Source organism: Parageobacillus sp. G301 (assembly GCF_030268025.1).
GTDB classification, from domain to species: domain Bacteria; phylum Bacillota; class Bacilli; order Bacillales; family Anoxybacillaceae; genus Parageobacillus_B; species Parageobacillus_B toebii.
The window spans coordinates 296,098-321,238 of record NZ_BSDB01000002.1 but is presented as its reverse complement, the minus strand read 5'-3'; the positions used below and the strand labels follow the sequence as shown (position 1 = coordinate 321,238).

Genomic DNA, 25,141 nt, shown 5'->3' with positions numbered 1-25,141 from the left:
GTTTACTCCGCCCCCAAACGTCCTTCATGACAGGAGAAATCATAGATAATCAAACATCATTTCTGCCAAACACTCGCATTCGTCCATGATATTCTCATTCATATATGAAGTTATTATAACTGATAATGAACCTCTTTTGCATTTTCCATGATTGTGTATGTAAGTGCAGATCCATCATATGGAATTCCATGTGAGTGTTCTAAAGGTTTATTCGATTTACCTATTTATGACGAAATTCATTGGTTTTTGTTGATTTTGTTGAATTTATCGATTTTATTGGATTTATTCATTTTCTTTATAAGTTACTAATGTGCTTGATACTTCTAATTATTGAAAAAAACAAAAAGGAGAGCCGTCCACTTCTGACTGTGGCAAGCTCTCCTTCTCTTTGGCAAAACTCGAAAAGAAACAATGCGCTACACCGGTACTATTTCATCCACTTTCGCACTTCCTCTTCCGTAAGGCCAGTGAGATCGGCGATGTCTTTCGCTGTCATTCCTTTTGCCGCCATATGGCGAATCATTTTCTTCCGTTCTTCCTCACGTCCTTCTTCCCGCCCTTTCTTCAATCCTTCCTCTAGTCCTGCACGCCGCTCCCCAAGAAGATTGGAAAGCTGATCGCGCAGCCATTTTAAACGCATTTCATACGCATATCGGTTTTCCGGACTGACACTTAGCTTTTCCCATTCTTCTAACGCTTCGCGAATTTCTTGTTCATTCATCGCCCACTCCTCCAATTCGCTCCACATCGTTTCATCTAATCTGCTATCACGGCCGTCTACCACCGATAACATCATCAGCCACGGCACTTCTGCTGACTTTTTCATCTCCCGTCTATATTTCTTCCATTGTACCATAAACTGCGACAAATCAATCGCATGGAATTCGATATGAGCACTCCAAAGGAAATGTTCCTCATCTTCACGTAAATGAAACACGGTATGAAAACGGTCTGTTTCATGAGGAAATAAAGGGTAGTTGAGGATCGTAACCATAATGGTTGGAGGAAGTTCGGAATACGCTTGTCCTGAAGAGAGCGACGCAGAAAACAGCCTCGCCCAATAATACAACACCCGCTCCGGCAAATCATGCTGTTGAACAACTTGAATTTCCACGTTAATCCGCTCGCCTCGGTCGGTAAATACGAGCACATCCAAGCGGCTCGTTTTGCCATCTTCCGTTTCTTTCGCAAGTTCCGTATTTTCATACTGCACATCGACAACGCGGTTGCGTCCGCTCCGATGCAAAATTGCATTCAGAAAAGCGATCGTAATCCGCTTTCGGCTTGGATGCCCAAACAGCTGTTTAAACATGAAGTCCATTTTCAAGTCGAGGTATTCTTTCATGACGAGGATCATCCTTTCGAGGAAATATAGAGGATAGTAGAGGATGCATCTTTATTACAATAGACAGAGGCAAAAAAGTCAATATTAAATTATTGAATATTCTGATAAATACAAAGAGCGCATCGCTTTATGAAAATGTTCTTTTCCAAGCAAAACCTCAAAAAATCTACTCCACTTCTTCAACCAAAATCACTTTTTTGCGCTTGTAATGGTGTCGGTGATACACTCATCATACTTCCCGGCCATGCTCCTACTATCTCAAGTACCGGAAACGCAATCGACTTCTCCCCTCACCCTGACTGTTATACTATTTTAGCAATTTCCCAACCTCATATACGATTCTATTAGAACAATGTTGTCTCTTTGCTTCTAAAGATAGAAAAAGACAGGATACTCCCACACCCTGCCTTTTCGTTCATTATTCAAAATAATTGCGAAGCCCAGTGGCAATCGCGCTTGTCACTTCCTGCTGGTAACGATCTGTCGCAATGATGCTCGCTTCCGTCGGATTGCTCAAATATCCTAATTCTACTAGCACGGACGGGAGCTCGTTTTCGCGAATCACGTAATAATCTCCGAAACTCGCCCCGCGAAACGGAATCGACATCATGCGGGAAAACGGATGTTCCAGCGACAATGCAAGCAAATAGTCGGAAAACATATCATAGTAATATACCGTTGCTCCTTTGGCATTTTGATCCTTCGCACTATCATAATGAATACTAATAAATGCATCCGCGTGATAGCGATACGCCGTTTGCACGCGCTCCGACAACGAAACATACCGGTCGCTCGAACGCGTCATCACCACGTTTGCCCCTTGTGCTTCCAGCTTTCCTTTGAGAAGCTGCGCTGTCCGCAATGTCAGCGTTTTTTCCATCATCCCGGTATGGCTAATGGCCCCGCTGTCTTTTCCGCCATGTCCAGCATCGATCACAATCGTTTTTCCTTTTAAGGTTTTGGACTCCGATTTGCCATCCGCACCAGCGGAAACGAGCCAGCCGGCAATATAACCAATGCCCCGTCCTGGAATCTCAATTTCATACCAATTGCCAATCTTCCCTAGCACCCGATAACGTTCTCCATACTGCGCTGTTGTTTTTATGTTTCCATCCAGCGAAGGAGCCGAACGAATATTCACATCATTATACAATACCTTCACCCATTGCGAAGCCGTCGGAGAAACAGCGGCAATATACTCACTGGACACCCAGCCAATCTTTCCATTCTCTGTGGCAATTTGATACCATTGTCCTTGTTTGAACATAATTTGCACTTGTTGGCCGTATGTAACTTTTTCCACACGTTCTGCCTGCAGCGACGGTCTTGCCCTTACGTTCAATGAATCCGCCGTTACCCATCCTGTTTGTCTCATCGATGTTTTCTTATCATCATTCGAAGCAAGATAAGCGGAAGAAACCCAGCCAATAAACGAAGGAGTCACCACTTTCTCCCAATCGTTTTCCTTCTCTATCACCTCAACGGCTTGTCCTTGAGAAAGATAGCCAACGACCTTGCCGTTCAAGCTCGGGACGGTTCGTATTCGCAGTCTATCCTCTGTTGCCACCGCCTGTTTGCGGACATAGGCGATGTATTGTTTGGCAATCCATCCTGTCTGGTTTTGCTTTATTTGCAACTGCACCCAGCCTGCCTTTTCACGAACGACTCGATACGTTTCCCCTTGATCGACCTTCATCACAACGTGATAAAGCGTTCCCGGCCCTTGCCGCACATTTACCTGCTTCGCCGTCACCACTGCCGTTTGTTTTGCCGCCATCGCCTGAGACGTCGGCAGCGCGGCGAGAATCACCGTCATGCATATAAGAAATACGAACGATCTCATCCGCAGCCTATTCAATCTATTATTCTCCCTTCTTACCAAGTACCACTTTGCTTACTATATATTTCGAAGGGAGGATTAATTTTCCTTTCCGTCAATAAAGAAAAAATTAAAATCGAACTGTCTTTTCCCACGATATTACCGCATTCCACTTTTTCGCTTTTAATAAAACAGGCCATCATGTCTGCCGTGATCGGCCTTCTTTTCCTTATAACAACACGGGAACGGCAAGCGCCATGCCGAAGCAAAGCGGCCGTTCCCAATTCTCCAGCTTTTACGCTGTCCGATGCTGCTTCAAGACGATGTTGTCCATCACAAAGCCGATGATTGCCCCGATGATGGCAGGAACCACCCAACCTAATCCCACCGAGAAAAATGGGGACCAAGATAATAACGGCTCTAACCATTGCGTATCCACACCAAACGCCTTCAAGCCATCATATACGCTGAACACCGAGGTAAACAACAAAGCCATTCCATACGTTTTCGTAGAGCCTTTATACAAGCGATGGAAAAACGACATGACCACAAGCACAATGGCTAATGGATAAATCATCGTTAACGCCGGAGCGGAAATCGAAATCAGTTGATTTAATCCTAAATTAGAAACGACTAAACTAAACATCGTAATGATCGTCACATAAGTTTTATACGATATGTTTGGAGTTATTTCATGAAAATATTGCGCGCATGCCGCGGTTAGCCCAATGCAGGTCGTTAAACACGCTAAAGCGACAATGACGCCAAGCAATAGCTTCCCGCCGCTGCCAAATAAAAGCGCGGCCGCACTGGACAATAAATCCCCGCCATTGGCAAATGGACCGTTTACAGACATCTTCGCGCCGACCAACGCAGTCGCTATATAAACTAACGCCAAACCCACTCCAGCGATCAACCCTGCTTGAATAGTGGCTTTTATCATTGCCGATTGCTGATGCACGCCTCTATCTTTTAAAGCGTTCACCACGACAATCCCAAACGCAAGCGCCGCGATCGCATCCATCGTTAAATATCCTTCCATAAATCCTTTAAAAAACGGAGCGGAAGCATATTTTTCCGCCGGTTCTTGCAGCGGGTTTTGCAGCTGAATGATCCCTGCGATGCAAAGAACGGCAATCGAAAGAAGCAAAATCGGCGTCAATATTTCCCCGATGCGATCAACCAGCTTCGACGGATTTAAGCTTAACCAATAAACGATCACAAAAAAGATAATGGTAAATAAAAGCAGCGAGAACGCGCCGCCATTCCCGCTGAGAAACGGTTTTACTCCCATTTCATAAGTGACACTCGCTCCCCGCGGAATGCCGAAAAACGGACCGATCGCTAAATAAATGATAAGCGAAAAGCATAAACTAAACAGAGGATGAACATAATTTCCAATCGATTGAATCCCATCTTTGGCTAGCGCAATAGCGGCAACAGACAAAATAGGCAAACTCACCCCTGTAACGACAAACCCGATAATCGCCGGCCAAACCGCTTTCCCTGCTTCCATGCCAAGATACGGCGGAAAAATTAAGTTCCCTGCCCCGAAAAATAAGGCAAAAAGCATTAACCCCGTAAAGAAAATGTCTTTTTTCTTCATCTAAGATGCCCTCCCATATATGGTCTTTGTAATTTTCCGAAAATACAATCATTTTATCTCGGTTTACACCAAAATTTATTATTTTTGTATAATTGAAACTTTTTCAATATTACATTTTTTTCGCTATTTCGTCAACCAAAACAATGGAGCTGATTATTAAAATTAGCCTCCCGCTAAACACCATGCAGCGGGAGGCTTTTCGGTTTACTTGCTTTTTCCATGCGCTTGCAATCATCCCTTCCAACGAATATTCCGCTTTTCAGCCAACTCGTCATCCATTTTTTGCGATGAAGCAACAACGGGCATCGGTCGATGGATTCAATGCTGGCTTTGCGGCCGGTGGCTTTTTCACATGTTTCCATCACTTAATCCTAAACCGTTGCCAAGACGGTAAATGGCGATTTTTTTGTGCTGTTTTTTTAATCAGATCAGTGTGTTCTTACCAAAGTACAAGTCGTTTTTTATGGTGTTGACAAAAATGAACACCTGTAATATTATTATTACATGTAAAATATTTATTACATATGTTATTAAATTTTTAACTATTAAATATCCCAAAATGAAAGGGGGATGCTGAGTACCGTAAAACTTTAAACGGGGTTATAGCAGTCGAGAAGATTGGATAAGACGCGGAATAAAAAGGGAGAGACATAGTGATGGTAAATAAAAATCCGAGCTTGTCTGGAGATGACTTATCTGGAGATGAATTGCTTGCTGTATTGGAAGCTCTGTCGAACCCTCATCGCTTAAAAATTATTTCTATATTAGCAAAAGAGAGGCAGTATGTGAGCCAATTAGCAAGAGCCGTTCAGATGAGCCGGCCCTTGCTTTATATGCATTTGCAGAAATTAGAGGCAGCGGGGTTGGTAACGAGTGAGTTGGAGCTGTCAGAGGACGGCAAATCCATGAAATATTATGAATTAAAGCCTTTTGATATTCGTTTAACGAAAGAATTGATTGCAAAATCGGTCAACACACTGACCATCAAGAAGAAAGGAGAATGAACATCATGCATACGGGTGTATTTTATAGTTTAACTGTATTGGTATTGACAACAATCATTATCGTCTATTTGATCAAAACATGGCACGTCAAAATACAAGCAGGGAAAGAACAAGCTTATCAAAAAATGTCCGAAGAATTGCTCGCTTTACAACGAGACACAAGCGAACATCAAAAGAAAATTCTTCAAGAACTCCAAGATTTGAATAACCGAATGAAAAATGTTGAAAAAATCCTTCGAGAAGTAGAATAAAATTGTTTAAAAATAACCTTTACTTGAAAGGTACAACCAATTTACTTTGTATTATTCTAGTAACTCCCATCACGAGACTTAGAAAAAGTCATAACAAATGTAACCCGATTCCAAAAAAGTTGTTTAAAAAACACACGTTATGGAGTAAAATAGAAATAACTCCAAACGTGTGTTTTTTCTTAAATGAATGGTGCTACAAAACGCATAAATTCATGTTGTTTGTTAAATAATTAGATTAATTCTTCTGCTTCAGAAGAAAAGTCATATTGACCGCCTTTGATTTTTAGCAATTATTTCTTAAAATGAATCGTTTTTTTCTTTGACTTCCCTTAACGAATTTACTAAACCCTCACAAAAAAGTTATCTGATTTGTTGGTTTGATAGTCTATCCACGGAACATAAACCATCTCCTTTTGTGAACAATAATTTTGATGACATATCTATTTTGACATTCGTGCCCTTCTGTTTATCTGCATTTGTCCAAGCACAGCTTCTGTCTACTGCGTCTTTTTATTTCGGATATTCCATTTATTCATTTTTCGGTATAACGTGCTTCTAGTTACACCAAGAACTTTAGCTGCTTCTGTAATATTGTTTGTTTCTTGAAGAACTTGTTCGATTATTTGTTTTTCCATATACTTTAGATTACCAGCTAAGTGAGATCGTTTTATTGTACTAGAATGTTGGAAATCTTCAGGCAGGTGTGAAGGAAGGATTTTGGGCTCATGAATAGCTAAAAGAAACGCTCTTTCCATCACGTTTTTCAATTCACGTATGTTACCTGGCCAATGATAGGACTGAAGCATTTGCAATGCGGAATCACATAAATCTAGAGGTCCTTTTCCATAATACTGATGAAACTGACGCAAGAATTGTATCGATAAATAAGGAATATCTTCTATTCGATGTCGAAGTGGAGGGACATGAATGGTAAATACATTCAACCGATAATATAAATCAGAACGAAAAGATCCCTGGTAAGCAATTTCCTCTTTAAGATTGCGGTTTGTTGCAGCGATGACTCTTACATTAACAGGTCGTTCCTTATAATCACCGATACGAACCACTTTTCGCTCCTCTAGCACTCGAAGAAGGCTTACTTGCAATTCTAATGGCATCTCTCCAATTTCATCAAGAAACAATGTGCCCCCATTGGCGGCTTCAAACTTTCCAATGTTTCCGCCTTTTTTTGAACCTGTAAATGCTCCTTCCACATATCCAAATAACTCACTAGCAATCAGTTCTTTTGGAATAGCCCCCGCATTCAAAGCAATAAACGGTCCATTACGACGAGGGCTTTGCTCGTGAATAGTTCGTGCCAAAACTTCTTTGCCAGTGCCAGTTTCCCCTAATATCAATACATTTGCGTCAAATTGGGAGGCGGTCGAAGCAATATGAAGCTCTTTTTGAAAAGTCGGATTATAAGTTACGATTTTGCCAAATTGGTATTTCTCTTGAGACTGCGAGATAGTTTGTGCTGATCTTTTCTTTATTAAAATCAAAAAGGCATTATACGGCTTCCTAATTTTCCTTTTAATTAATTCATAACCTATATCCAATAAGTGCGTATCATCGAAAAGATCACCGGATTTAGCTCTAGTTATATCAGAAGCATAGGGATTCACGTATAAAATCTTATTATTTTGGTCAACGACGATAATTCCATCAGATACTTCTCTACCAATTTCTTCAACTAAAATCTTCCATATATCTTCTTCATCCATAGAATCTAGCAGCGTATTGGTTAAAAGTGGTCTTGCAGAAATTTGTTGTCCCGAGCTCCAAACAATTCCAAATTGTCCATTTTCCTTTGCTTTTCCAATCCTCACTTCTCTTGACAAATGATGATTAGATTCTATTTTAATTTTTCCACTTGGGGAAGAAAACTCTTTCTCGTATAAATATTTTAAGATTTTCCTTCTTTCTGTGGATTGTAAATGACATATCGCGTCTAATACGATCTGAATCCCAATGTAAGTACTGCACATAACTGCGGAAATAACCGTGTCCAATCCATACTTTTCTTTCATACCTTTTACAAATGAGTGGTTTTCAGGAATATCTAATGACTGGAAATAACTAAAACAACTATAATGACCAGCCGCATATTTAGGTCCCATTGCTTGTATTTCCAGCTCTGTCGTAATTGGGCTAATAATAGGTATTTCCTCAGGATTTAATCCTAATTCATAATAAGTTTTATAAAAAGGCAATATACTTTCCCCAACAAGCGTAGACAATATCGCATTAGGAGAAGAATGCTTAATCTCTTCAAAATAAGGCGAAAACTCTTTGTGCCCTAATGGAACATATTTTTCCCCAATCACTTCTCCCCCCAACCCATATAGCATCTCTCTAATTTGCTGATTCGTATATCTAGGATAAACATAATCGTTTCCAATTAGGTAAACTTTCTTTCCAAATTGTTCAACCGTAAATTTCAGCAGTGAAGCGATTTGTTGATTGGGAATTTCTCCAACATAGAAAACATTCGGGTGGATCTCCTGTCCTTCATAAAGCGCCGGATATATTAAAAGGCAATCGTATTGCTCCAGAACAGGCAAAATAGCTTTGCGACATGCGGATGTATAGCATCCTACAAAAATTTTTATCCCTGAACGTGCCATATCCAATGCTTGCCTATAGCTTTCACTTGGATCGGAACGAATATCTCTTACTTCATACGTAAATGAAATATTGGATTTGCTGTAATCTTTTTGGAATTTCTCGAGGGCATACACCGCCGCTCGATATGGACCAATTTCCGTTAAGGAAGTGATGCCTGTTAATGAAAATAAAAGACCTATACAAATATTCATATAATCCCCCCTTTGTATCATTTTGCAACAATGTATAAAAATTGAACAATTCGATATCATCTTTAATTTTATTACAAGATTCTTAACATTTCAAATATTCAATCAAAAATAATGTCGCAAAATTGAAAAACTCTCTATCCTCCCTATTCAAAAATATAAAGTATTTAACAATATCTAAACTTGGCACATTTCTTGCAATAAATATAGGGCAGATGGATGGAAACAAAGCGATATGATCTTCGTTTCCATCTATACAATCAAATCAATCAAGGAAAGGAGTAATGAAAAATGAGACATGGGGATATCTCGAGCAGCCATGACACAGTGGGTGTTGCAGTGGTCAACTACAAAATGCCGCGTCTTCACACAAAGGAGGAGGTATTGGACAACTGCCGCAAAATAGCGGACATGATTGTGGGAATCAAAAAGGGGCTCCCTGGTATGGACTTAATCGTTTTTCCAGAGTACAGCACTCATGGAATCATGTACGATGAACAAGAAATGTATGATACTGCCTCTTCCATTCCTGGAGAAGAAACTGCTATATTTGCCGAAGCATGTCGTGCTGCTAACACTTGGGGGGTATTTTCTTTAACAGGTGAAAGACATGAAGATCATCCAAATAAAGCTCCTTATAACACCTTGATTTTAATGAATAATAAAGGAGAAATTGTACAGAAATACCGTAAAATTATTCCTTGGTGCCCAATTGAACCGTGGTATCCTGGAGACACTACTTATGTTGTAGAAGGGCCAAAAGGAATCAAAATAAGTTTAATTGTCTGTGACGACGGAAACTATCCAGAAATATGGCGTGATTGTGCTATGAAAGGCGCGGAGCTTATTGTTAGATGCCAAGGATATATGTATCCGGCAAAAGAACAACAAATTATCATGGCGAAAGCAATGGCCTGGGCGAATAATACGTATGTTGCTGTTGCTAATGCGTCTGGATTCGACGGTGTTTATTCTTATTTTGGTCATTCAGCTATTATTGGTTTTGATGGTCGTACATTAGGGGAATGCGGCACAGAGGAAAACGGAGTTCAATATGCAGAACTCTCTATATCGCAAATCCGCGATTTCCGCAAAAACTCGCAATCACAAAACCACTTATTTAAACTACTTCACCGTGGATATACCGGTTTAATTAAATCAGGAGAAGACGGTCGTGGCGTAGCAGAGTGTCCATTTGACTTCTACCGTACATGGGTGCTTGATGCGGAGAAGGCCCGTGAAAACGTAGAAAAGATCACACGTTCTACAGTAGGAACTGCTGAGTGTCCGATAGAAGGAATACCTCACGAAGGGATAGAAAAAGTAGCTGGAAAATGATCTGGGAATAAAGAGAAGAGGTCAGGTTCTTGGACCTGACCTCCTTTATCGATACAATGAGGGGATGATGCGATGACATTTATAACATCGAAATTAAAGGATTTAAATGAGAATCGCCACCAAAATTCTTTATCATCAGCTAATCTTTCAGAAACTTTCAATTCCTCTTCTCCCTTAGTTACACGATTTCGTTTTGAAGTAAATGAAGTAATTCGTCATATGCGTTCAAAAATTTGGGGACAAGATGAAGTTTTAGATGGTATAGAGGAAATGTTAAATATTGTTTGGACTGATATTACAGAAGAGAACCGCCCTTTGTATGTCGCATTATTTCTAGGACCGACAGGTGTGGGAAAAACAGAAATAGTTCGAGTGCTTAGCGAAGCTATCCACGGAAATGCGGAAGCTTATTGTCGGATTGACATGAATACACTAACCCAAGAACACTATGCTGCGGCGTTAACGGGGGCTCCTCCAGGATACGTAGGGAGTAAAGAGGGAAACTCCCTATTCCAAAAGGAAAAAATTGAGGGGTCTTACAGTAAACCTGAGATTGTTCTTTTTGACGAACTGGAAAAAGCAGATGATCAAGTTATTTATTCCCTGCTTAATGTAATGGATAACGGTATACTAGTAATGACATCGGGAGAGAAGGTTATTAATTTCCGTAATGCCATGATCTTTATGACAAGCAATATTGGCGCAAAAGAAATTATTAGTTACGCTAGCAAAAGTCTAAAGTATAGATTGCGTAAACTTTTTTGGTTCTTACGCCCTTCCAATTGGAGAAAAACGGAACAAGATTTTCTCCGCTCTATTGTCCTTTCTCAGCTAGAAAGACGATTTAGTCCCGAGTTCATCAACAGATTCGATGATATTTTTGTCTTTCAGTGGCTAAAACAAGATGCGCTAGAACATATTCTTGATCTCAACATTCAGGCTATTAACCGAAGAATACAAAAATATAACTGCACACTTCAGCTCGACGAATCTGCTCGTAAATTCTTGATTAAAAAAGGGTTTGATCAACGATATGGCGCGAGATTTTTAAAACGCGCTATTCGAAAATATATAGAAGTTCCCTTGGCCGCAAAAATTAGTAAGCGATTACATCAAGATCACCCAGTCCAATTTATTGCAAAAATAAAGGATGGCAATCTAATCCTCTTTGAATCAACACAAGAAACACCATAATTATTTCACTGTTGAGAGGGGAAAAAACATGGATAAAGTCGGCCTAATGTATGTTGGCGCTGTATTATTTATCAATAGCTTAATGTTATTGGGGAAAGTCGATCAAAAAAGCGCTGGAGTGTTCAACTTATTTATTGGAGCAATGCAAGTTATTACACCGTTTTATCTCATATTTACATCTAAAGGGGATCTGTGGATCATCTTTAACGCTTCCGGTATATTTCTTTTTGGTTTAACTTATCTATATGTAGGAATTTCTAACCTAAAAAACTTAGATTCTTCAGGTTTGGGCTGGTACTCTTTATGGGTAGCAATCCTAGCCCTAGGATATAGTTATATAAATTTTACTAAACTGCAAGATATAAAATTCGGTATTATTTGGCTTATGTGGTCCTTCCTTTGGACTTTATTTTACTTACTACTTGCACAAAAAAAGAACATCGCCGTCTTTACTGGTTGGGTAGCGTTTATTCAAGCATGGATTACAGCGACTATTCCCGCTTTTCTCCTTCTAATTAACCAATGGGATGTCGTAGGACTAAAAACTACTTTAGCAGTAACCATTTTAACGATTTTTGCTTTTATCGTTATCTATATATCCACTAAACCTTCTTCTTCCAAAATAAATCGTATTTCAACAGAAGCTTAATATCATGGATTGCCATTTGAAACCCATATTCAACAAGTGACAAGCATCATGCCCTAATGCCGTTTGCTTTACGGTTCTAGCATTGTTTGTTTTCAATTATATAAAAATAAAACAAAATGAGAGCCGTTCACTTCTGACCGTGACAAGCTCTCCTTTTCTTTTTAAACAACGCGCCACCCCAATACTATTCAACCCACTTGCCAACTCCCTCTTCCGTAAGACCAGTAAGGTCAGCAATGTCTTTCGCGGTCATTCCTTTTGCCGCCCTATGCCGAATCACTTTCTTCCGTTCTTCCTTTCGACCTTCTTCCCGACCTTTCTTCAATCCTTCTTCCACCCTCGCGCGCCGCTCCCCAAAATCGGGTAATGACAGTGGAGTAAGCCTATAAGAAAATTAACGATACTGCCCGACAACCTCTTCTAAAAATGCTTTATATTTTACAAACGTCTCCGTATATTGACGAATACGATCTTCCAAAGGCTGATTCTCATGAAATGTTAAGGTCACCACCAATTTATGCAGCCGTTTATTTTTCGCACCTAAAACAAGCTCTACCGGATACCCTAAGTCCTGTCGCAACGCTTCGGTTTTCTCTACCGCAATCTTTTGCAATAACTCTACCCCCTGCGGATGATCAGATTCAATAAACATCGTCGCGGTGTGATTGCGATGTTTATACACAAAGACAAATCTCCATGGAATATTTAAAAATTTGCGTCCAACGAAATAATCCCGCTTTCCGCTATAATGCGCTGTATAGTCCGTCTGCGTGTTGATGAAGTTCGAAACTTCCGTCAAAAATGTCGATACCGCTTGGTCAATACTAATTTGCCGATCTCTAGCAGCCGCCTTCTTGCTTATGTAGTAGTCTTCCAATTTATCCGGAGGGAGAATCTGCCGAATATCCATAATAATCTGATCATCCAGCTTGTACGGTTTAATGGTGATGCATTTTATATCGATGCTATTTTCATACAGCCAGGTGCAAACTGAAAGGACGCGTTTATCGATTTCCCTGCCGACAATGATGATCCGCTGGTTTGTATTAAGAATTGCATTCAGCTCTTCTTCATTTTCCACTTCTAAAAACGCCATCAATTCCTCTTTCGCATCGACGTTAAGATGATGTTTTTGGATATACTCCGAATAAATGTCCAACACATCTTGTGGGTTCAATCTGGCGCAATAAGAAGCATATTTCAACGCCTGAAAATCCACGCTTCCTCCTGTCGTGTCTCGTTTTAATTCAATAATAACGAGGTTCCCCTGTTTATCTAACGCAAGTAAATCAAGCCGCTCGTTCACCTCAAATTTGTCATACTCATGCCCGATAATAAGCAAATCTTCTCCGAGTACCTCTGGATTTTTGCGAATCCACTCCTCGATATGCTCGCGCTCTTTTATATCATTTTCAAAAAACGTCGTTTCGGGAATTTCCTCAAGTTCATTTTTGTCGATGTTTAGTCTGTACATATAAGCCTCCCTCCACAACTTCCTTATTCATAAGCACTCTTACTTTCTATTACAAAATAAAAAAAGTGGGTGAGATATTTGAATTAATCTGCATTCATCGTCTTTTCATTTTTTCTCAACTATAATTATATGCTTCATTTTAAAATACGTTAATGCTTCATATGCCTTTTCAAAGTTAGTGACTCCTTCACTGTCTAAGGTTAAATTGGAATCGTATAACTAATTGGGCCATGACATCGGTTAGTAACAGGCAACGAGCCCAACAAACACACATGGAGCGGAGCACCAAAGAAGATGCTCCGTTCCTTTTAGTGGACATTGCCGCTTCCATCGAATAATGCGATAAATTCTTCATCAATATCGACAACGATAAATTCGATGTCTTTCACCGGTTCCAACACTTCTTTGAAGATGGCGGCGACTTTTGCTTTATCCAAATTTCCTACTCCTGTTCCCAACGCTGGCAGGGCTACTTTGTCAATTCCATGTTTTTGACAATAAGCGACTAAATTGTTTAAGCATGTTCTGACAATGTCATAAGAGGTCGCTCCTGCCGGTTCTTTCATCGTCACTAGATGAATAATGTTTTGAAACGGAAGTGTTCCCGCATGTGTGACATACAGGTCACCTGGCATCGGATTTTGCTCCTGACAAACTTTTATCGCTTCTGTCTCAATCTCTTGGCCGCCAGCTCTGCGAATCGCGGCTGCCACTCCTCCTCCCATCGGACCGATTCCGTTTGCCGCGTTGCAAATGTAGGAAACATCTTGAAGTTTCGTAATGTCTCCATGCACGGCTTTGATCATAACTATCCCTCCAATTCACTCCAATATTTTCTTTCTTCGAAAACAATCAAAGCAATTGATCTGGCAGAGAACTCCTGCAGACGTGATTCTTTTGTCAGAAGCAAACTAACATAAAGACGCAATCATATATGATTCTATAGACCTCATGCACATCACTGCATAAACTTTTGCAATAAACGATTTAATCGTCCAATGTTTTCTTAGCTAGTTCATTCAACTCTTCTCTACTAAGTTTCGTCACGGACATAATCATTTCGTGATCTAACCCAGCACGAAGCATTTCCAATGCAACCTGTCGAACTCCTTCTTCCCGCCCTTTCTTCAATCCTTCCTCTAATCCTGCACGTCGCTCCCCAAGAAGGTTGGAAAGCTGGTCGCGCAGCCATTTCAACCGCATTTCATACGCGTAGCGGTTTTCCGGACTGACGCTTAACTTCCCCCATTCTTCTAACGCTTCGCGAATTTCTTGCTCGTTCATCGCCCACTCCTCCAATTCGCTCCACATTGTTTCATCTAATCTGCTATCACGGCCGTCTACCACCGATAGCATCATCAACCACGGCACTTCTGCCGACTTTTTCATCTCCCGTCGATATTTCTTCCATTGTACCATAAACTGCGGCAAATCAATCGCATGGAATTCGATATAAGCACTCCAAAGGAAATGTTCCTCATCTTCACGTAAATGAAACACGGTATGAAAGCGGTCCGTTTCATGAGGAAATAAAGGGTAGTTGAGGATCGTAACCATAATGGTTGGAGGAAGTTCGGAATACGCTTGTCCTGAAGAGAGCGACGCAGAAAACAGCCTCGCCCAATAATACAACACCCGCTCCGGCAAATCATGCTGGTGAACAACCTGAATTTCCACGTTAACCCGCTCGCCCCGGTCGGTAAATACGAGCACATCCAAGCGGTTCGTTTTGCCATCTTCCGTTTCTTTCGCAAGCTCCGTATTTTCATACCGCACATCGACAATGCGGTCGCGTCCGCTCCGATGCAAAATTGCATTCAAAAAAGCGATCGTAATCCGCTTTCGGCTCGGATGGCCAAACAAGCTGTTTAAACATGAAATCCATTTTCAAATCGAGGTATTCTTTCATGACGAGGATCATCCTTTCGGGGAGAGTATTGAGGAGAATAGGGGTTACATCCTCAATGAACCTCTCCCACCTTCATTCCATGAAGAGGTGGGAGTTTCTTACTACCTCCACCAAAGAAGCTTCTGCGCAGAAGAAGGCGGTCTCCTTCTACTCGACGAATTCATCGGAAGTCTTCTTGATGGGTCCAGTAAGCAACATCGGCACTAAACCGATGGGGCGGTCCAACCCTTCTACTACTTCTTGCTTACGCAATCCGTAGATACGTCAGCTTCGTTTGTACGTTCCAGTGTTTGAAGGTGCCGTGCAGCGCCCTGCTTAAGATATTTCGCGCTCCATGAACGTCACGATGTTCCTCATACCCACACCGGCACACAAACAGGCGGGAAGATGCTTTTTTTCTCTTTTGGCAGACAGGAAGACTAGCTCGTATACGACTTGCAAGCGAATGCCATGTGGAGCCAGCTTATAAGTGAGATGCCACTTCACTTTCCCGAATGACCAATTCGAGAGTCTTTGCGCTTGTTTGCGGCTTGTCCGCTTTTTCTTTCTTGTGTTTCGCTGCACTCCTTCGACGTTTCCGATATACACATCGGAGGCGGATTGCTTCAAACACCAGTCGACAAACTGTTTGGCCGTTTGATGGAGCGCATCCCGCAGCTGTCTTTCGGATTTGGATAACACGTATTGTTTCGCCCGCTCATATTTTTTCCATCGGCGTGATCCTTATTGACATTTCGATTGGCGACGCTGGATCTCCGCCAGTTTTTTATTCCGCAGCCGGTGAAGGGAACGTATTTTTCTTCCCGTGATGAGGAGGGCTTGCCCGTTTTCGCAAAACGCTCCGATCGTATGCACTTCCCCAAGATCGACTCCGACGGAGAAGTTCGGTTTGTACGCTTTGGCCTTTTGTCCATCTTCATACGTCACAGTCAAATAAAGACCTTGATCCCAGCAGCATTCGATTTCTTTGATCGTTCCCTTTGGAAGATGCGACGCATACACGACAATTGGCTTTTCCCGTTTTCCGTGATGAATGCCCATGGAGAGTTCGATTTTTCCGTTTTCATACACTTTGAAACCGTCTTTCGCCCATTTTGTTGGGAAGTACTTCTTTTTCTTGTAGGGATAGCGGGCAGGATGTCCTTGTTGGATGGCTTGGTGTGCGAGGTTCTGGCGAAGAGATATTTGTGGCAGACGGCTTGAATCGATTGGCTGTGAAGATGGAACTTTCTTTTCGTTTGTTTTTGCAGCTCGCTTTTGGTGATCCAGCACCCATGCTGGAGGAAGTGTTCTTTGGCTAAGCGGAGGCATTCATTCCAAACACGGGCGGATTCGCGATTGCAGGCATACAATCGGTCCAAATCCGCTTTCGATGCCCGGAAGAACACTTTTTGGCCACGAAGCATGTGCATTCCCTTCTTTCTTTGTTTGATGGATAGTTCTATCATAGCACATATGTTCGTTTTTAGAAATCAAAAACCTCCCAATTCATCTCCCTCCTTCACTCCGTTTACGTTTAGGGGAAGGGAGACTTCTCGGGAAAAATATGTTAAAAAGTTTCGTAACACAACGGCATGATTGCATTCTTTATCCTTAGCCCCGTAAAGAAGGGTTACTTTTTCTTTTTTTGCCATCGCAATCAGTTCTCTGACAAGCATTTGTTTTTGTTCCTCCGTTTCCAGCTCCGCCACATAGCGCTTTGAAAATTCCTGAAACCGCTCCCTTTTATGGCCAAACCATTTTCTAAGTTCGGGGCTTGGCGCAATCTCTTTCATCCACAAATCGATCTTTGCTTCCGTTTTAGAGATGCCTCTCGGCCAAATCCGATCAATTAAAATTCGTTTTCCATCTGCTCGATCATATGGTTCATAAATTCTTTTCAAAAAATAATCTCCGGCCATTTCACCCACTCCCTCTAAAAACCCTCTTAAAATTATCATAGCGCATCTTTCCCAAAACAAAAAGGAAAGCAATCTCTTTGTTTTACCGGATCGCATTCTATAAAGTATCCATTTTGCCACCAACTGTCTGACAAGCGACAGGCACCCACAAAATCTCCCGTCAGCTTTCCGGCTCGGCGGGCGCCTGCGGCTTTACCTTCCGCAAAAAGAAAATGCCAAGGAGCACCATCACCAAAAGCGATCCCATCGCCAACCGATTGGCAATGTTTCCATACGAATGAAGAAGGAGAGTAATGCTTCCATAAATCGTCGGACCAATGATGGCCGACACTTTTCCGGAAAAAGCGAACAGTCCGAAAAATTGCCCTTGCTTGTCTTTCGGCGAAAGTTCGACAATATACGTTCTCGAAGTGACCCACATCGCTCCTAAACTGACGCCGAACAAACTTCCAGCGATCCACAAAGAAAGCTTGGAAAAAGCAAGCGCCCCTACTGCCAGCGCAATGCACATCATGATGCCAACATACAAAACCGCTTTTTTTGCCCCTTTGTTTCTCGTAATATAGCCAAAAAGAAACGAACCTATAATGCTAGAAACGGTGGAAACTAAATATAAAAGGATAAATTCCCCCGCCGTAAACCCGGCAATGGCTTTGGCATAAACGGACATGATGGCGATCGTCGTCGCCACGGCATCATTTAAAAAGAAATAAGCAATCATGAATGTAAAAATGCTTTGATACTTTTTCATTTCTTTCAACGTCGCATAAATATCCCGATAGCCCGCAAAAAATCCGGTCTTTCGTTTTAGCGCAGCGGCTTCTTCTTTGACAAAGAAAAAAAGCGGTAAAGAAAAGAGGAGAAACAAAAGAGCACTTGGAATAAAAGCCCGGTAGTAATCCTTTTCGCCAACAAACGGATACACGGCAAGCCCGACAAGCGTTCCTACATATCCGACGGCAACGCCAAAACCGGAGATGAGCGGAATTTCCTGTTTATTCCCCAAACTCGAAATCATGGAATCGTAAAAAACGAGGCTCGAATGGTAAAAAAATTTTGCTGCGACAAATAAAAGCACGGTGATGACAAAAGACACCGGCAATCCAAAAATGAAATTCCCATGATTCGAATATCCGGCAACGCCCATAAGCAAAGTCGCTACAACCGCAAGAACTGTAAATATCCCAAGCCATTTCTTTTTTCTCCCAGTCCGGTCAATCCATGTGCCGTATAAAGGAGAAAATAAAACTAAAAAGAAAGAGGCTAACGCATTCGCATACGAAATAAATGTACTGGCGATCTGGTTCAAGCTCTCGCTTTTTCCCACCGTTTCCGAAACATAAAGCGGGAAAAAAATCGTATTCACATTCGAAGAAAAAATCGTATTCGCAAAATCATACAACGCCCACGATAAAACCGGCAAAGAAACATACAGTTTCCATCCCGGACGCCTTTTTGTTTCATGCAAAGGCAAGGCATCTTCTATCTTCTTCACTGCGCTCTCCCCCATTCTTTCGGTTATAAAACGGTCGGCAAATCACTTACTCTACTATATAGGTTACTTTACATATTTGATGATTTTGTTTAGTTTACGTAAATAAATCTTTATCTTTTTCGACGAAAGAACACCTCTTTAACACCCGAAAAACTGCGTCTTTATTTTTAGAATATACATAAAATTTTAACAAATTATGATACATTTGTGTATTATCATCGTTTCCCGCTAATGAATGGGAGAGAAAATTACTGTAATCACAATGATATAAAGAACACTAAATAAGACACGGACCCTAATACCTAATGAACGTGATTAAAACCAAGCGTTGGCAAAATAGTATTTCAAGACATCCGAGCGTGGCAAATCAATCGTCTGTTCTTCTCCGGTCACTAAGATGATGTGTTTGTTCAATAACTTCGGATTGCAATGCACAGACACGCAAGCAATCATTCCAGAGAATATTTTCCCTTAATAAGGAAACAAATATTAATAAAAGTTTCTTTTATTTCTTTTTTTTCTTTAGTTTCTTTAACCATCCTGATACAATGGAGGTGAGGAAGGGGTGAATAAAAAAATGACTACTCTTTTTCGAACAGCAGGAAATTCAAATGTTGATGAATATGAAAAAACGTCAACACTAAGTGAAAACGCCAGACGTTACTTGGAGCTAGTAAGACTTTCACTTGAACTGGAAAAACAAAAAGAGAAGATGTATCTAGCACTAAACGAACAAGAGAAAGAAGAAGTCCAGAACGTTCTTAGCCAAATAACGGAACCAACCATTCCAGAATATCTAACCGTTCGCGATGTCGCACTTCTTCTCGACGTCACACCACAAATGGTTCGCCGATATTGCGCAGAAGGAAAAATTGATGCGTACCAACGCCTCGAAGGCAGTGGAAAATGGACCATCCCAACCGCACAGTTTCTCCATCATCCAAGCTGGCCAGCATTTCTCCGAAAAAGACAAAAGATAAAAAATCAATCCATCAACATAGCGGAAAAGATGTTGGAATATTTAGGGGAAGAGGAGTAAAGAAGGAAAATATGGGGAACATAACAGAAACTTATGTAACAATTGGCCCAGCTTTATATGAAAACATACATCACGATCTAGTTTTTGTCGGTATGCTGCAAGATTTACATAACATGTTAGAATGATGACTCCCCCACCTACATTTTTCATTTTCGATCCATAGTGGACTGATTTTTTTACACAAGATAATGAATATTCGGTCTTTTGTGTAGACAGAGGAAATCCCCTTAGCGACAGACCCCCTCACCAATAAAAAACGGAGCCCCACAAGCTCCGTTTTTCAACACTTTTTCCCCATCATTTTCGAGCGATGAGTAAACACCTCGATTTCATCCAATACACCGCTCCCTAAGACGACGCCGAGCACGATCAAAATAAATCCCAGCATTTGTGTAAAGGAAATAGATTCTCCGAGGAATAAATAAGCTCCCAGCAAAGAAAACAAAGGATTCAAATTAATGAAAATCGCCGATTCCACCGCACCAATATGTTGGATCGCTTGGTTGTAAAACATATGGCCGAGCGCAGTGGCAAATACAGCGGAAGCAAGGAAAATCATCCATAAGAATGGCGTACCGTTTACCAAGCTGGAGACGCCGTTCGGTTCCATCCACAAACTAATAAAAAACAGAAGCAAAGACCCAAACAACAACATCCAACCTGTCATCACACGCGCATCGACCGTTGCTTTTTTGATCATGATAAAACTGATTCCTTGGGATAATACGGCCAGAAATACATAAAAATCGCCAATGGACACATGGTGAATGCCGCTTTTACCGTTTAACACGACAAACGCCACGCCGGCAAACCCGAGGAAAATCCCGACAAACCGAAACACCGTAAACCGATCGCCTAAAAAGATAGCCGCTAACAATGATGTGACCAGCGGAACAAGACCTAAAATTAAACCAGCATTGGACGCTGTCGTTTTTGCTAATCCAAGCGCCAGAAAAAGGTGATGGGCAACGACGCTAAACAAAGCGGCTATGCCAATATACATAACTTCCTTCCAAGTTAATTTCCGCAACTGCCCCATGAATAGCAAAATCAGAATCACAACGATCCCCGCGGTAAAAATCCGAAATGACGTTAACGTCACCGGCGAAAAATGTTCAACTAAAATCTTGATGGCAATCACGTTCAATCCCCAAACTATCATAATCAAGACGAGGGAGATATAAACGAACGATTTCGACATATCCGAACTCCCCTCACACAAAACATGAAGTCATCAAAAACTATTTTAGAAAAGTGTATCCTTCTGCTAAAAGATGCGACATGCATTATTCTAGCAACCATCCAACCGAATGACAATCAAAGTGATATTCAACCGATGATAAATTGTTCGTGATCCATTCCTATATATGTATGTGTTTCTTTACGACATCATGTTTGTTGTTTCTATTTATATTTAACAAATGTAATAAACAGTTCGCATCTTTATTTCACATTTCGGCTATGCCATTTCCACCCGCTTTGATGATTTGTTCCAACGAATATTCCGCTTTCCAGCCAAGTTCTTCGTAAATGCGGGGATGCAACAAGGCGCACCGGAGGGGGGGGACCTAGGCAGCGGTTGGTGGATTCAATGAAGGCTTTGCGGCCGGTTACTTTTTCGCATGCTTCAATGACTTCTTTACGGAATAGCCTTCGACAAGTGACAGTGGAGTGAGCCCTTGAAAGTAGACATGTATAAATCGAAAACAAGATGCCCATACAGATGATAGAAGGGAGCCGATAAACATGTCTAAAAAACAAGGAGCTAAAAGTTATTCTACAGAATTAAAGCTTGAAGCGGTTCAATGAGCCTTGGCAGGAGAAAGCGTGAAAGTGATTGCGCACCATCTTGATATTACCGATCACAAATATATTTACAAATGGATCGATCAATATGAAACGTATGGAGAGCAGGGTTAAGAAGAAAAGTTAAAAATCATCCTGAAATGGATAAGGATGTGATCATACGAGAGCTAGAGATGGAGAATGAAATTTTAAAAAAGTATCTTCAAATTCTGAAAAGGGGGGAAAACAGCGAAATTCAAAGTAATAGATGAACTAAAAACAAAATATCCGGTTGCTAAAATATGTGAAAAGCTAAAGGTTTCAAGATCAGGTTACTATAAATACTTGAAAAACAAGGGAAAGAAGAAAAAAGAATCGAAGAAAGACCAGCCATGGTATTATCCCCTACAAGTAGACAGCGAAAAAAGAGGACATTTGATATGATGTTCTTAAGAGTCTACTTGGGAGGGGATTTTTTATGGCGAAGAAAGGACAAACTTTTAACACCTATTCCGAAGAGCTGAAACGGGAAGTCGTTCGTTTGAAGTTGGAGGAGGGCTGGTCTTATCGGCAGCTCCGCGAACATTTTGGAATCAAGAGCGACGCCCAGATTGCACAATGGATCAAGAAAGTTCAACGCGGCGAGTCATTGAAAGATCAACGGGGAGTATGGAATCGCAAACATTTTTCCAGTTTGGAAGAGGAAAACGCGTATTTGAAAGCACAGGTGGAATACCTAAAAAAGCGCAATCCAAATCTACACGGGAAGGAGTGGTCTTAAAAGCGGAAAGGTTTCTCATTATTGAGGAGCTACGGAAAAAGCACCCACTGGCATGGCTGCTTCAAATTGGCGAAGTTTCCAGGGCTGGATACTACAAATGGCGCAAAAGTAGATCCAAAAGAGCGTTGCGTCTGGAAGAAGATCTTCTGTTGAAAGAACATTTACTCGCTATTCATAAGATTCATCCATACTTCGGATATAAACGAATGACAAGGGCATTATCTAGGGAAGGAATCATGGTAAACCATAAACGTGTACGGCGTCTCATGAGGGAATTGGGAATTCAATCGGTAATTCGCAAAAAGCGTCCTTTCTACGGACGAAGAGGATCTGTGGTATTTCCGAATGTTTTAAACCGCGAATTCTGCGCCGACCATTCGTTTCAAAAGCTCGTAACAGATATTACGTATGTGCGTGTGGGAGATACGTTTGCTTATTTGTCTGCGGTTTTAGATTTATATAACAACGAAATTGTCGCGTGGGAATTATCGGAAAGAAACGATCTTGAATTGGTATTAAATACACTGAAACAACTAGAGGAGAAGCCATTTAGCAAGAATGCTCTTCTGCATTCGGATCAAGGATTCCAATACACGACAAAATCCTATGAGAACCAGCTCCAAGAACTCAAAATTCAAGGAAGCCATTCCCGAAGAGGAAATTGCCACGATAATGTGTGTATCGAAAGCTTTTTCTCCCATTTAAAGACAGAGAAGCTGTATTTAGTGCGCCCAAAAACGATCAAACAGGCGCATCAGGCGATAGAAGAATATATTTATTTTTACAATCACAGTCGTTTTCAAGAAAAGCTAAACGGCCTTTCCCCGATTGAATACCGAGAAAAGGCCGCAGTTTAATATACTCTTTTTTTCATTGTCTACTTGACAGGGTTATGTGCAATAAATTCTCTCTTTTAATTTACTTGGATAGCCTCATATCGTAGATAATAACAGGAACATGAATAGTCTTTTCCAAGCTATTATCCCATACACTATTATCAATTTCAGAAGACATATATACAATATAAATATGATGTTTTCCTTTAACATCGATACTAACTGGTTCTAATTTATCGCTAACACCAAGAGTGCGTTCATAGAGCGGTTTTGGTTCAGGAAGAATGTCTCCTGTCTCTTCGTTAAATTGTGGTTCTGTATCGTAAATACGAATAAATGCTTTAGCGTTCGGATTAATTTTTTCATCTGTTTTTTCTGTTCCTAATTGGAAGGAAAGGGTTTGATAATCGCCGGATACATCAATTTTGTATAAAGAATGGCCTTTCGTATTTTCGCCATAACCGTACCAAAAACCTGTAATGACACGAGCGTCAAAATAAATGTTTCCGTTTGTATCTTCAAAACCAAATAAGCTTGGAAATTTCTCTACTGCTCCATAACCTACTCTGTTTGCTCCATAACCTTTTTCACCTAAAGGAAAACGAGTAATGTGTAATTCTTTTAATTCTTTTCCTGTTACCAAATCAAATCCAAACATAATATCATCTATCGCAAAATAAAATTCACCTTGTTGTTTCCCGATTGGTTCATTCAATTCTATATTTGCTTCAAACGGAACTTTTGTTCCTTTAAACCTATCTTCAGTTTCTGTGTTAAGCTCTAATTCCATATTCCCATACTCTTTGCTTGCAGGAAGGAAATAACGAAATTTAGGATTACCGTATAAATCTGTTTTATATTCAATGCTTCCGCTAATGGTAAGGCTATTGTAAGTAGGAGATAAAGAGATGGAATTGATTTTCACAATTCCATATTCTCCTTCTTTTACTACCGATAAATCGGAATGTTCAAGAGTTTTAAAACCTATTTCTCCTGGAATTTTCATTGTTCCGTTTGGTTCTGGAAGTTGGAAAGTTTTCGTAATATCTTCTTGTTCGGATTCTTGGAATTCGATATTTTGTTTTGGTGTAGTATTTACTAGTTTGTTTTCGGATTTTTGGAATGTGACATCTAATCGAACGATTTTTCTCCCTTGGGCCGGAGTCTCTAATCGGTATAGATGGATTTCTCCTTCTTTGGTAGGTAAAATATTCACTGGTTTCACTTCATTATCAATTTCGTCGTACTCACTGTCTTCTAAAATAACTTTAATGTAAAAATTGTTTTTCATTGCCTCTGTTATTTTTCCTTCAAAACGAATCGCTAAAAGATATTGATCTCCTTCATCAATTGCATAACCTAAATAGCGCATCGTTCCTTGTTTTGTTTCAAGTAATACTTGTTCTTGTTTCTGAATTGTTAATGGAGGAAAAGTGTATATTGCTTCTTTCTCTTGTTTTTTGTTTTTTTTCGAATCCGATTCAGAAGCTTTTTCTGCTGTTTTAGAAGAAGAATTTTGGCTGGTAGCTTCTTTGTCATTACACGCAGCTAACCCGATAACTAAAAAAGCAGAAAGAAGAGTGTGAGATAAAATAGTTGGAATACGTGTTTTCATCTTTATTATTCCTCCTTTATGTTTTTCATTTTTATTGTTTGAAGACAAAAGAAAAAAAGAAAAAACTATCTCAATTTCAAGTTTTTTATAAGTTTTCGGGCATTTAACAATTGTTTTGCTCTATTTAAGCAGCAAAAGCTGGATATCGTTTGAGATATGGTTTTGGAGTACAGAAATAAGAGCTTTTTGCTTTTATGCATTCACTATATCTCAATCTCCTTTTTATCGCTTCATCTCCTTTCCCAAGCATATCGGGTGGTGACAGGCACCAAACCCAATCGACC

The 25,141-nt window shown here is 40.6% G+C and carries 23 protein-coding genes and 1 pseudogene; 8 read left to right on the top strand and 16 right to left on the bottom strand.

What is annotated here, in order from left to right; genetic code table 11:
- Positions 1 to 427 precede the first annotated feature (427 nt).
- From QSJ37_RS10320 to QSJ37_RS10305, 4 genes are all read right to left on the bottom strand, one after another.
- Positions 428 to 1,345 (bottom strand): Rpn family recombination-promoting nuclease/putative transposase, encoded by a 918-nt coding sequence (locus QSJ37_RS10320; RefSeq protein WP_240345848.1) that lies wholly within the window; start codon positions 1,343 to 1,345, stop codon positions 428 to 430.
- A 418-nt stretch (positions 1,346 to 1,763) separates the two neighbouring features.
- Entirely contained in the window at positions 1,764 to 3,188 is a 1,425-nt protein-coding gene (locus QSJ37_RS10315) for an N-acetylmuramoyl-L-alanine amidase family protein (RefSeq protein ID WP_483313608.1), read from the bottom strand.
- A gap of 271 nt (positions 3,189 to 3,459) precedes the next feature.
- Positions 3,460 to 4,770, bottom strand: coding sequence for a branched-chain amino acid transport system II carrier protein (gene brnQ / locus QSJ37_RS10310; protein ID WP_285755064.1), 1,311 nt, complete (start codon positions 4,768 to 4,770; stop codon positions 3,460 to 3,462).
- 173 nt (positions 4,771 to 4,943) lie between these two features.
- Complete coding sequence (locus QSJ37_RS10305; protein WP_285755063.1) at positions 4,944 to 5,132, bottom strand: hypothetical protein; 189 nt, start codon at positions 5,130 to 5,132, stop codon at positions 4,944 to 4,946.
- A gap of 294 nt (positions 5,133 to 5,426) precedes the next feature.
- On the opposite strand from QSJ37_RS10305, the gene QSJ37_RS10300 reads away from it, so the two are divergent.
- Together QSJ37_RS10300 and QSJ37_RS10295 are read left to right on the top strand one after the other, a co-directional pair.
- Complete coding sequence (locus tag QSJ37_RS10300) at positions 5,427 to 5,774, top strand: ArsR/SmtB family transcription factor (protein ID WP_285756102.1); 348 nt, start codon at positions 5,427 to 5,429, stop codon at positions 5,772 to 5,774.
- Positions 5,775 to 5,779: 5 nt separating this feature from the next.
- Complete coding sequence (locus QSJ37_RS10295; RefSeq protein WP_089098193.1) at positions 5,780 to 6,025, top strand: hypothetical protein; 246 nt, start codon at positions 5,780 to 5,782, stop codon at positions 6,023 to 6,025.
- Between the two features lie 497 nt (positions 6,026 to 6,522).
- On the opposite strand, the gene QSJ37_RS10290 is transcribed toward QSJ37_RS10295, so the two are convergent.
- Entirely contained in the window at positions 6,523 to 8,844 is a 2,322-nt protein-coding gene (locus QSJ37_RS10290; RefSeq protein ID WP_285755062.1) for a transporter substrate-binding protein, read from the bottom strand.
- A gap of 288 nt (positions 8,845 to 9,132) precedes the next feature.
- On the opposite strand from QSJ37_RS10290, the gene QSJ37_RS10285 reads away from it, so the two are divergent.
- From QSJ37_RS10285 to QSJ37_RS10275, 3 genes are all read left to right on the top strand, one after another.
- Positions 9,133 to 10,179, top strand: coding sequence for an aliphatic amidase (locus tag QSJ37_RS10285; RefSeq protein ID WP_081188968.1), 1,047 nt, complete (start codon positions 9,133 to 9,135; stop codon positions 10,177 to 10,179).
- A 72-nt stretch (positions 10,180 to 10,251) separates the two neighbouring features.
- Positions 10,252 to 11,373, top strand: a complete 1,122-nt coding sequence (locus QSJ37_RS10280; RefSeq protein WP_285755061.1) for an AAA family ATPase — start codon at positions 10,252 to 10,254, stop codon at positions 11,371 to 11,373.
- Positions 11,374 to 11,401: 28 nt separating this feature from the next.
- Positions 11,402 to 12,022 (top strand): AmiS/UreI family transporter, encoded by a 621-nt coding sequence (locus QSJ37_RS10275; RefSeq protein ID WP_285755060.1) that lies wholly within the window; start codon positions 11,402 to 11,404, stop codon positions 12,020 to 12,022.
- A 184-nt stretch (positions 12,023 to 12,206) separates the two neighbouring features.
- Here the strand turns inward: QSJ37_RS10275 and QSJ37_RS10270 are convergent, their stop codons facing one another.
- The 9 genes and pseudogenes from QSJ37_RS10270 to QSJ37_RS10230 form a co-directional block, all read right to left on the bottom strand.
- Positions 12,207 to 12,347 carry a hypothetical protein gene (locus tag QSJ37_RS10270; protein ID WP_156482451.1) on the bottom strand — a complete coding sequence of 47 codons (141 nt, stop codon included), beginning with the start codon at positions 12,345 to 12,347 and terminating at the stop codon, positions 12,207 to 12,209.
- Positions 12,348 to 12,416: 69 nt separating this feature from the next.
- Positions 12,417 to 13,496, bottom strand: coding sequence for a PDDEXK family nuclease (locus QSJ37_RS10265; RefSeq protein WP_285755058.1), 1,080 nt, complete (start codon positions 13,494 to 13,496; stop codon positions 12,417 to 12,419).
- Positions 13,497 to 13,804: 308 nt separating this feature from the next.
- Positions 13,805 to 14,302, bottom strand: a complete 498-nt coding sequence (locus QSJ37_RS10260; protein WP_285755057.1) for a macro domain-containing protein — start codon at positions 14,300 to 14,302, stop codon at positions 13,805 to 13,807.
- Positions 14,303 to 14,483: 181 nt separating this feature from the next.
- Positions 14,484 to 15,405 (bottom strand): annotated as a pseudogene (locus QSJ37_RS10255) (Rpn family recombination-promoting nuclease/putative transposase).
- A gap of 244 nt (positions 15,406 to 15,649) precedes the next feature.
- A complete protein-coding gene (locus tag QSJ37_RS10250; RefSeq protein WP_483313607.1) occupies positions 15,650 to 15,784 on the bottom strand; it encodes a hypothetical protein in 135 nt (44 codons plus the stop codon).
- Entirely contained in the window at positions 15,721 to 16,086 is a 366-nt protein-coding gene (locus QSJ37_RS10245) for an IS200/IS605 family accessory protein TnpB-related protein (protein ID WP_285755055.1), read from the bottom strand. Before QSJ37_RS10245 ends, QSJ37_RS10250 begins: the two co-directional genes overlap by 64 nt.
- A gap of 42 nt (positions 16,087 to 16,128) precedes the next feature.
- The gene (locus tag QSJ37_RS10240) at positions 16,129 to 16,716 is read right to left on the bottom strand and encodes a hypothetical protein (protein WP_285755054.1); all 588 of its coding nucleotides are present in this window, start codon (positions 16,714 to 16,716) and stop codon (positions 16,129 to 16,131) included.
- A 161-nt stretch (positions 16,717 to 16,877) separates the two neighbouring features.
- A complete protein-coding gene (locus QSJ37_RS10235; RefSeq protein WP_285755053.1) occupies positions 16,878 to 17,306 on the bottom strand; it encodes a DUF488 domain-containing protein in 429 nt (142 codons plus the stop codon).
- A gap of 160 nt (positions 17,307 to 17,466) precedes the next feature.
- Positions 17,467 to 18,816, bottom strand: a complete 1,350-nt coding sequence (locus tag QSJ37_RS10230; protein ID WP_483313595.1) for an MFS transporter — start codon at positions 18,814 to 18,816, stop codon at positions 17,467 to 17,469.
- Between the two features lie 550 nt (positions 18,817 to 19,366).
- Here QSJ37_RS10230 and QSJ37_RS10225 point away from each other — a divergent pair.
- Positions 19,367 to 19,840, top strand: coding sequence for a helix-turn-helix domain-containing protein (locus QSJ37_RS10225; protein ID WP_285755051.1), 474 nt, complete (start codon positions 19,367 to 19,369; stop codon positions 19,838 to 19,840).
- 280 nt (positions 19,841 to 20,120) lie between these two features.
- Here the strand turns inward: QSJ37_RS10225 and QSJ37_RS10220 are convergent, their stop codons facing one another.
- Positions 20,121 to 21,041: a DMT family transporter gene (locus tag QSJ37_RS10220; protein WP_285755050.1), complete on the bottom strand. Its 921-nt coding sequence runs from the start codon at positions 21,039 to 21,041 to the stop codon at positions 20,121 to 20,123.
- Positions 21,042 to 21,667: 626 nt separating this feature from the next.
- Here QSJ37_RS10220 and QSJ37_RS10215 point away from each other — a divergent pair.
- The gene (locus QSJ37_RS10215) at positions 21,668 to 21,760 is read left to right on the top strand and encodes a helix-turn-helix domain-containing protein (protein WP_285755049.1); all 93 of its coding nucleotides are present in this window, start codon (positions 21,668 to 21,670) and stop codon (positions 21,758 to 21,760) included.
- A gap of 343 nt (positions 21,761 to 22,103) precedes the next feature.
- Positions 22,104 to 23,263 (top strand): IS3 family transposase gene (locus tag QSJ37_RS10210; protein WP_483313594.1). Its coding sequence is split into 2 segments (ribosomal slippage): positions 22,104 to 22,359 and positions 22,359 to 23,263, totalling 1,161 coding nucleotides; the frame shifts between segments, so codons are not numbered across the junction.
- A 61-nt stretch (positions 23,264 to 23,324) separates the two neighbouring features.
- Here QSJ37_RS10210 and QSJ37_RS10205 read toward each other — a convergent pair.
- Complete coding sequence (locus tag QSJ37_RS10205) at positions 23,325 to 24,857, bottom strand: hypothetical protein (RefSeq protein WP_285755048.1); 1,533 nt, start codon at positions 24,855 to 24,857, stop codon at positions 23,325 to 23,327.
- Positions 24,858 to 25,141: the final 284 nt, after the last annotated feature.

Excerpts from the sequence above, each read along its gene's own strand:
- QSJ37_RS10220 (WP_285755050.1), bottom strand. The coding sequence starts at position 21,041 with ATGTCGAAATCGTTCGTTTATATCTCCCTCGTCTTGATTATGATAGTT.
- QSJ37_RS10285 (WP_081188968.1), top strand. The coding sequence starts at position 9,133 with ATGAGACATGGGGATATCTCGAGCAGCCATGACACAGTGGGTGTTGCA.
- QSJ37_RS10275 (WP_285755060.1), top strand. The coding sequence starts at position 11,402 with ATGGATAAAGTCGGCCTAATGTATGTTGGCGCTGTATTATTTATCAAT.
- QSJ37_RS10240 (WP_285755054.1), bottom strand. The coding sequence starts at position 16,716 with ATGCCTCCGCTTAGCCAAAGAACACTTCCTCCAGCATGGGTGCTGGAT.
- QSJ37_RS10305 (WP_285755063.1), bottom strand. The coding sequence starts at position 5,132 with ATGGAAACATGTGAAAAAGCCACCGGCCGCAAAGCCAGCATTGAATCC.
- QSJ37_RS10295 (WP_089098193.1), top strand. The coding sequence starts at position 5,780 with ATGCATACGGGTGTATTTTATAGTTTAACTGTATTGGTATTGACAACA.
- brnQ (WP_285755064.1), bottom strand. The coding sequence starts at position 4,770 with ATGAAGAAAAAAGACATTTTCTTTACGGGGTTAATGCTTTTTGCCTTA.
- QSJ37_RS10280 (WP_285755061.1), top strand. The coding sequence starts at position 10,252 with ATGACATTTATAACATCGAAATTAAAGGATTTAAATGAGAATCGCCAC.
- QSJ37_RS10315 (WP_483313608.1), bottom strand. The coding sequence starts at position 3,188 with ATGAGATCGTTCGTATTTCTTATATGCATGACGGTGATTCTCGCCGCG.
- QSJ37_RS10235 (WP_285755053.1), bottom strand. The coding sequence starts at position 17,306 with ATGGCCGGAGATTATTTTTTGAAAAGAATTTATGAACCATATGATCGA.
- QSJ37_RS10290 (WP_285755062.1), bottom strand. The coding sequence starts at position 8,844 with ATGAATATTTGTATAGGTCTTTTATTTTCATTAACAGGCATCACTTCC.
- QSJ37_RS10205 (WP_285755048.1), bottom strand. The coding sequence starts at position 24,857 with ATGAAAACACGTATTCCAACTATTTTATCTCACACTCTTCTTTCTGCT.
- QSJ37_RS10260 (WP_285755057.1), bottom strand. The coding sequence starts at position 14,302 with ATGATCAAAGCCGTGCATGGAGACATTACGAAACTTCAAGATGTTTCC.
- QSJ37_RS10230 (WP_483313595.1), bottom strand. The coding sequence starts at position 18,816 with ATGGGGGAGAGCGCAGTGAAGAAGATAGAAGATGCCTTGCCTTTGCAT.
- QSJ37_RS10265 (WP_285755058.1), bottom strand. The coding sequence starts at position 13,496 with ATGTACAGACTAAACATCGACAAAAATGAACTTGAGGAAATTCCCGAA.
- QSJ37_RS10320 (WP_240345848.1), bottom strand. The coding sequence starts at position 1,345 with ATGAAAGAATACCTCGACTTGAAAATGGACTTCATGTTTAAACAGCTG.
- QSJ37_RS10300 (WP_285756102.1), top strand. The coding sequence starts at position 5,427 with ATGGTAAATAAAAATCCGAGCTTGTCTGGAGATGACTTATCTGGAGAT.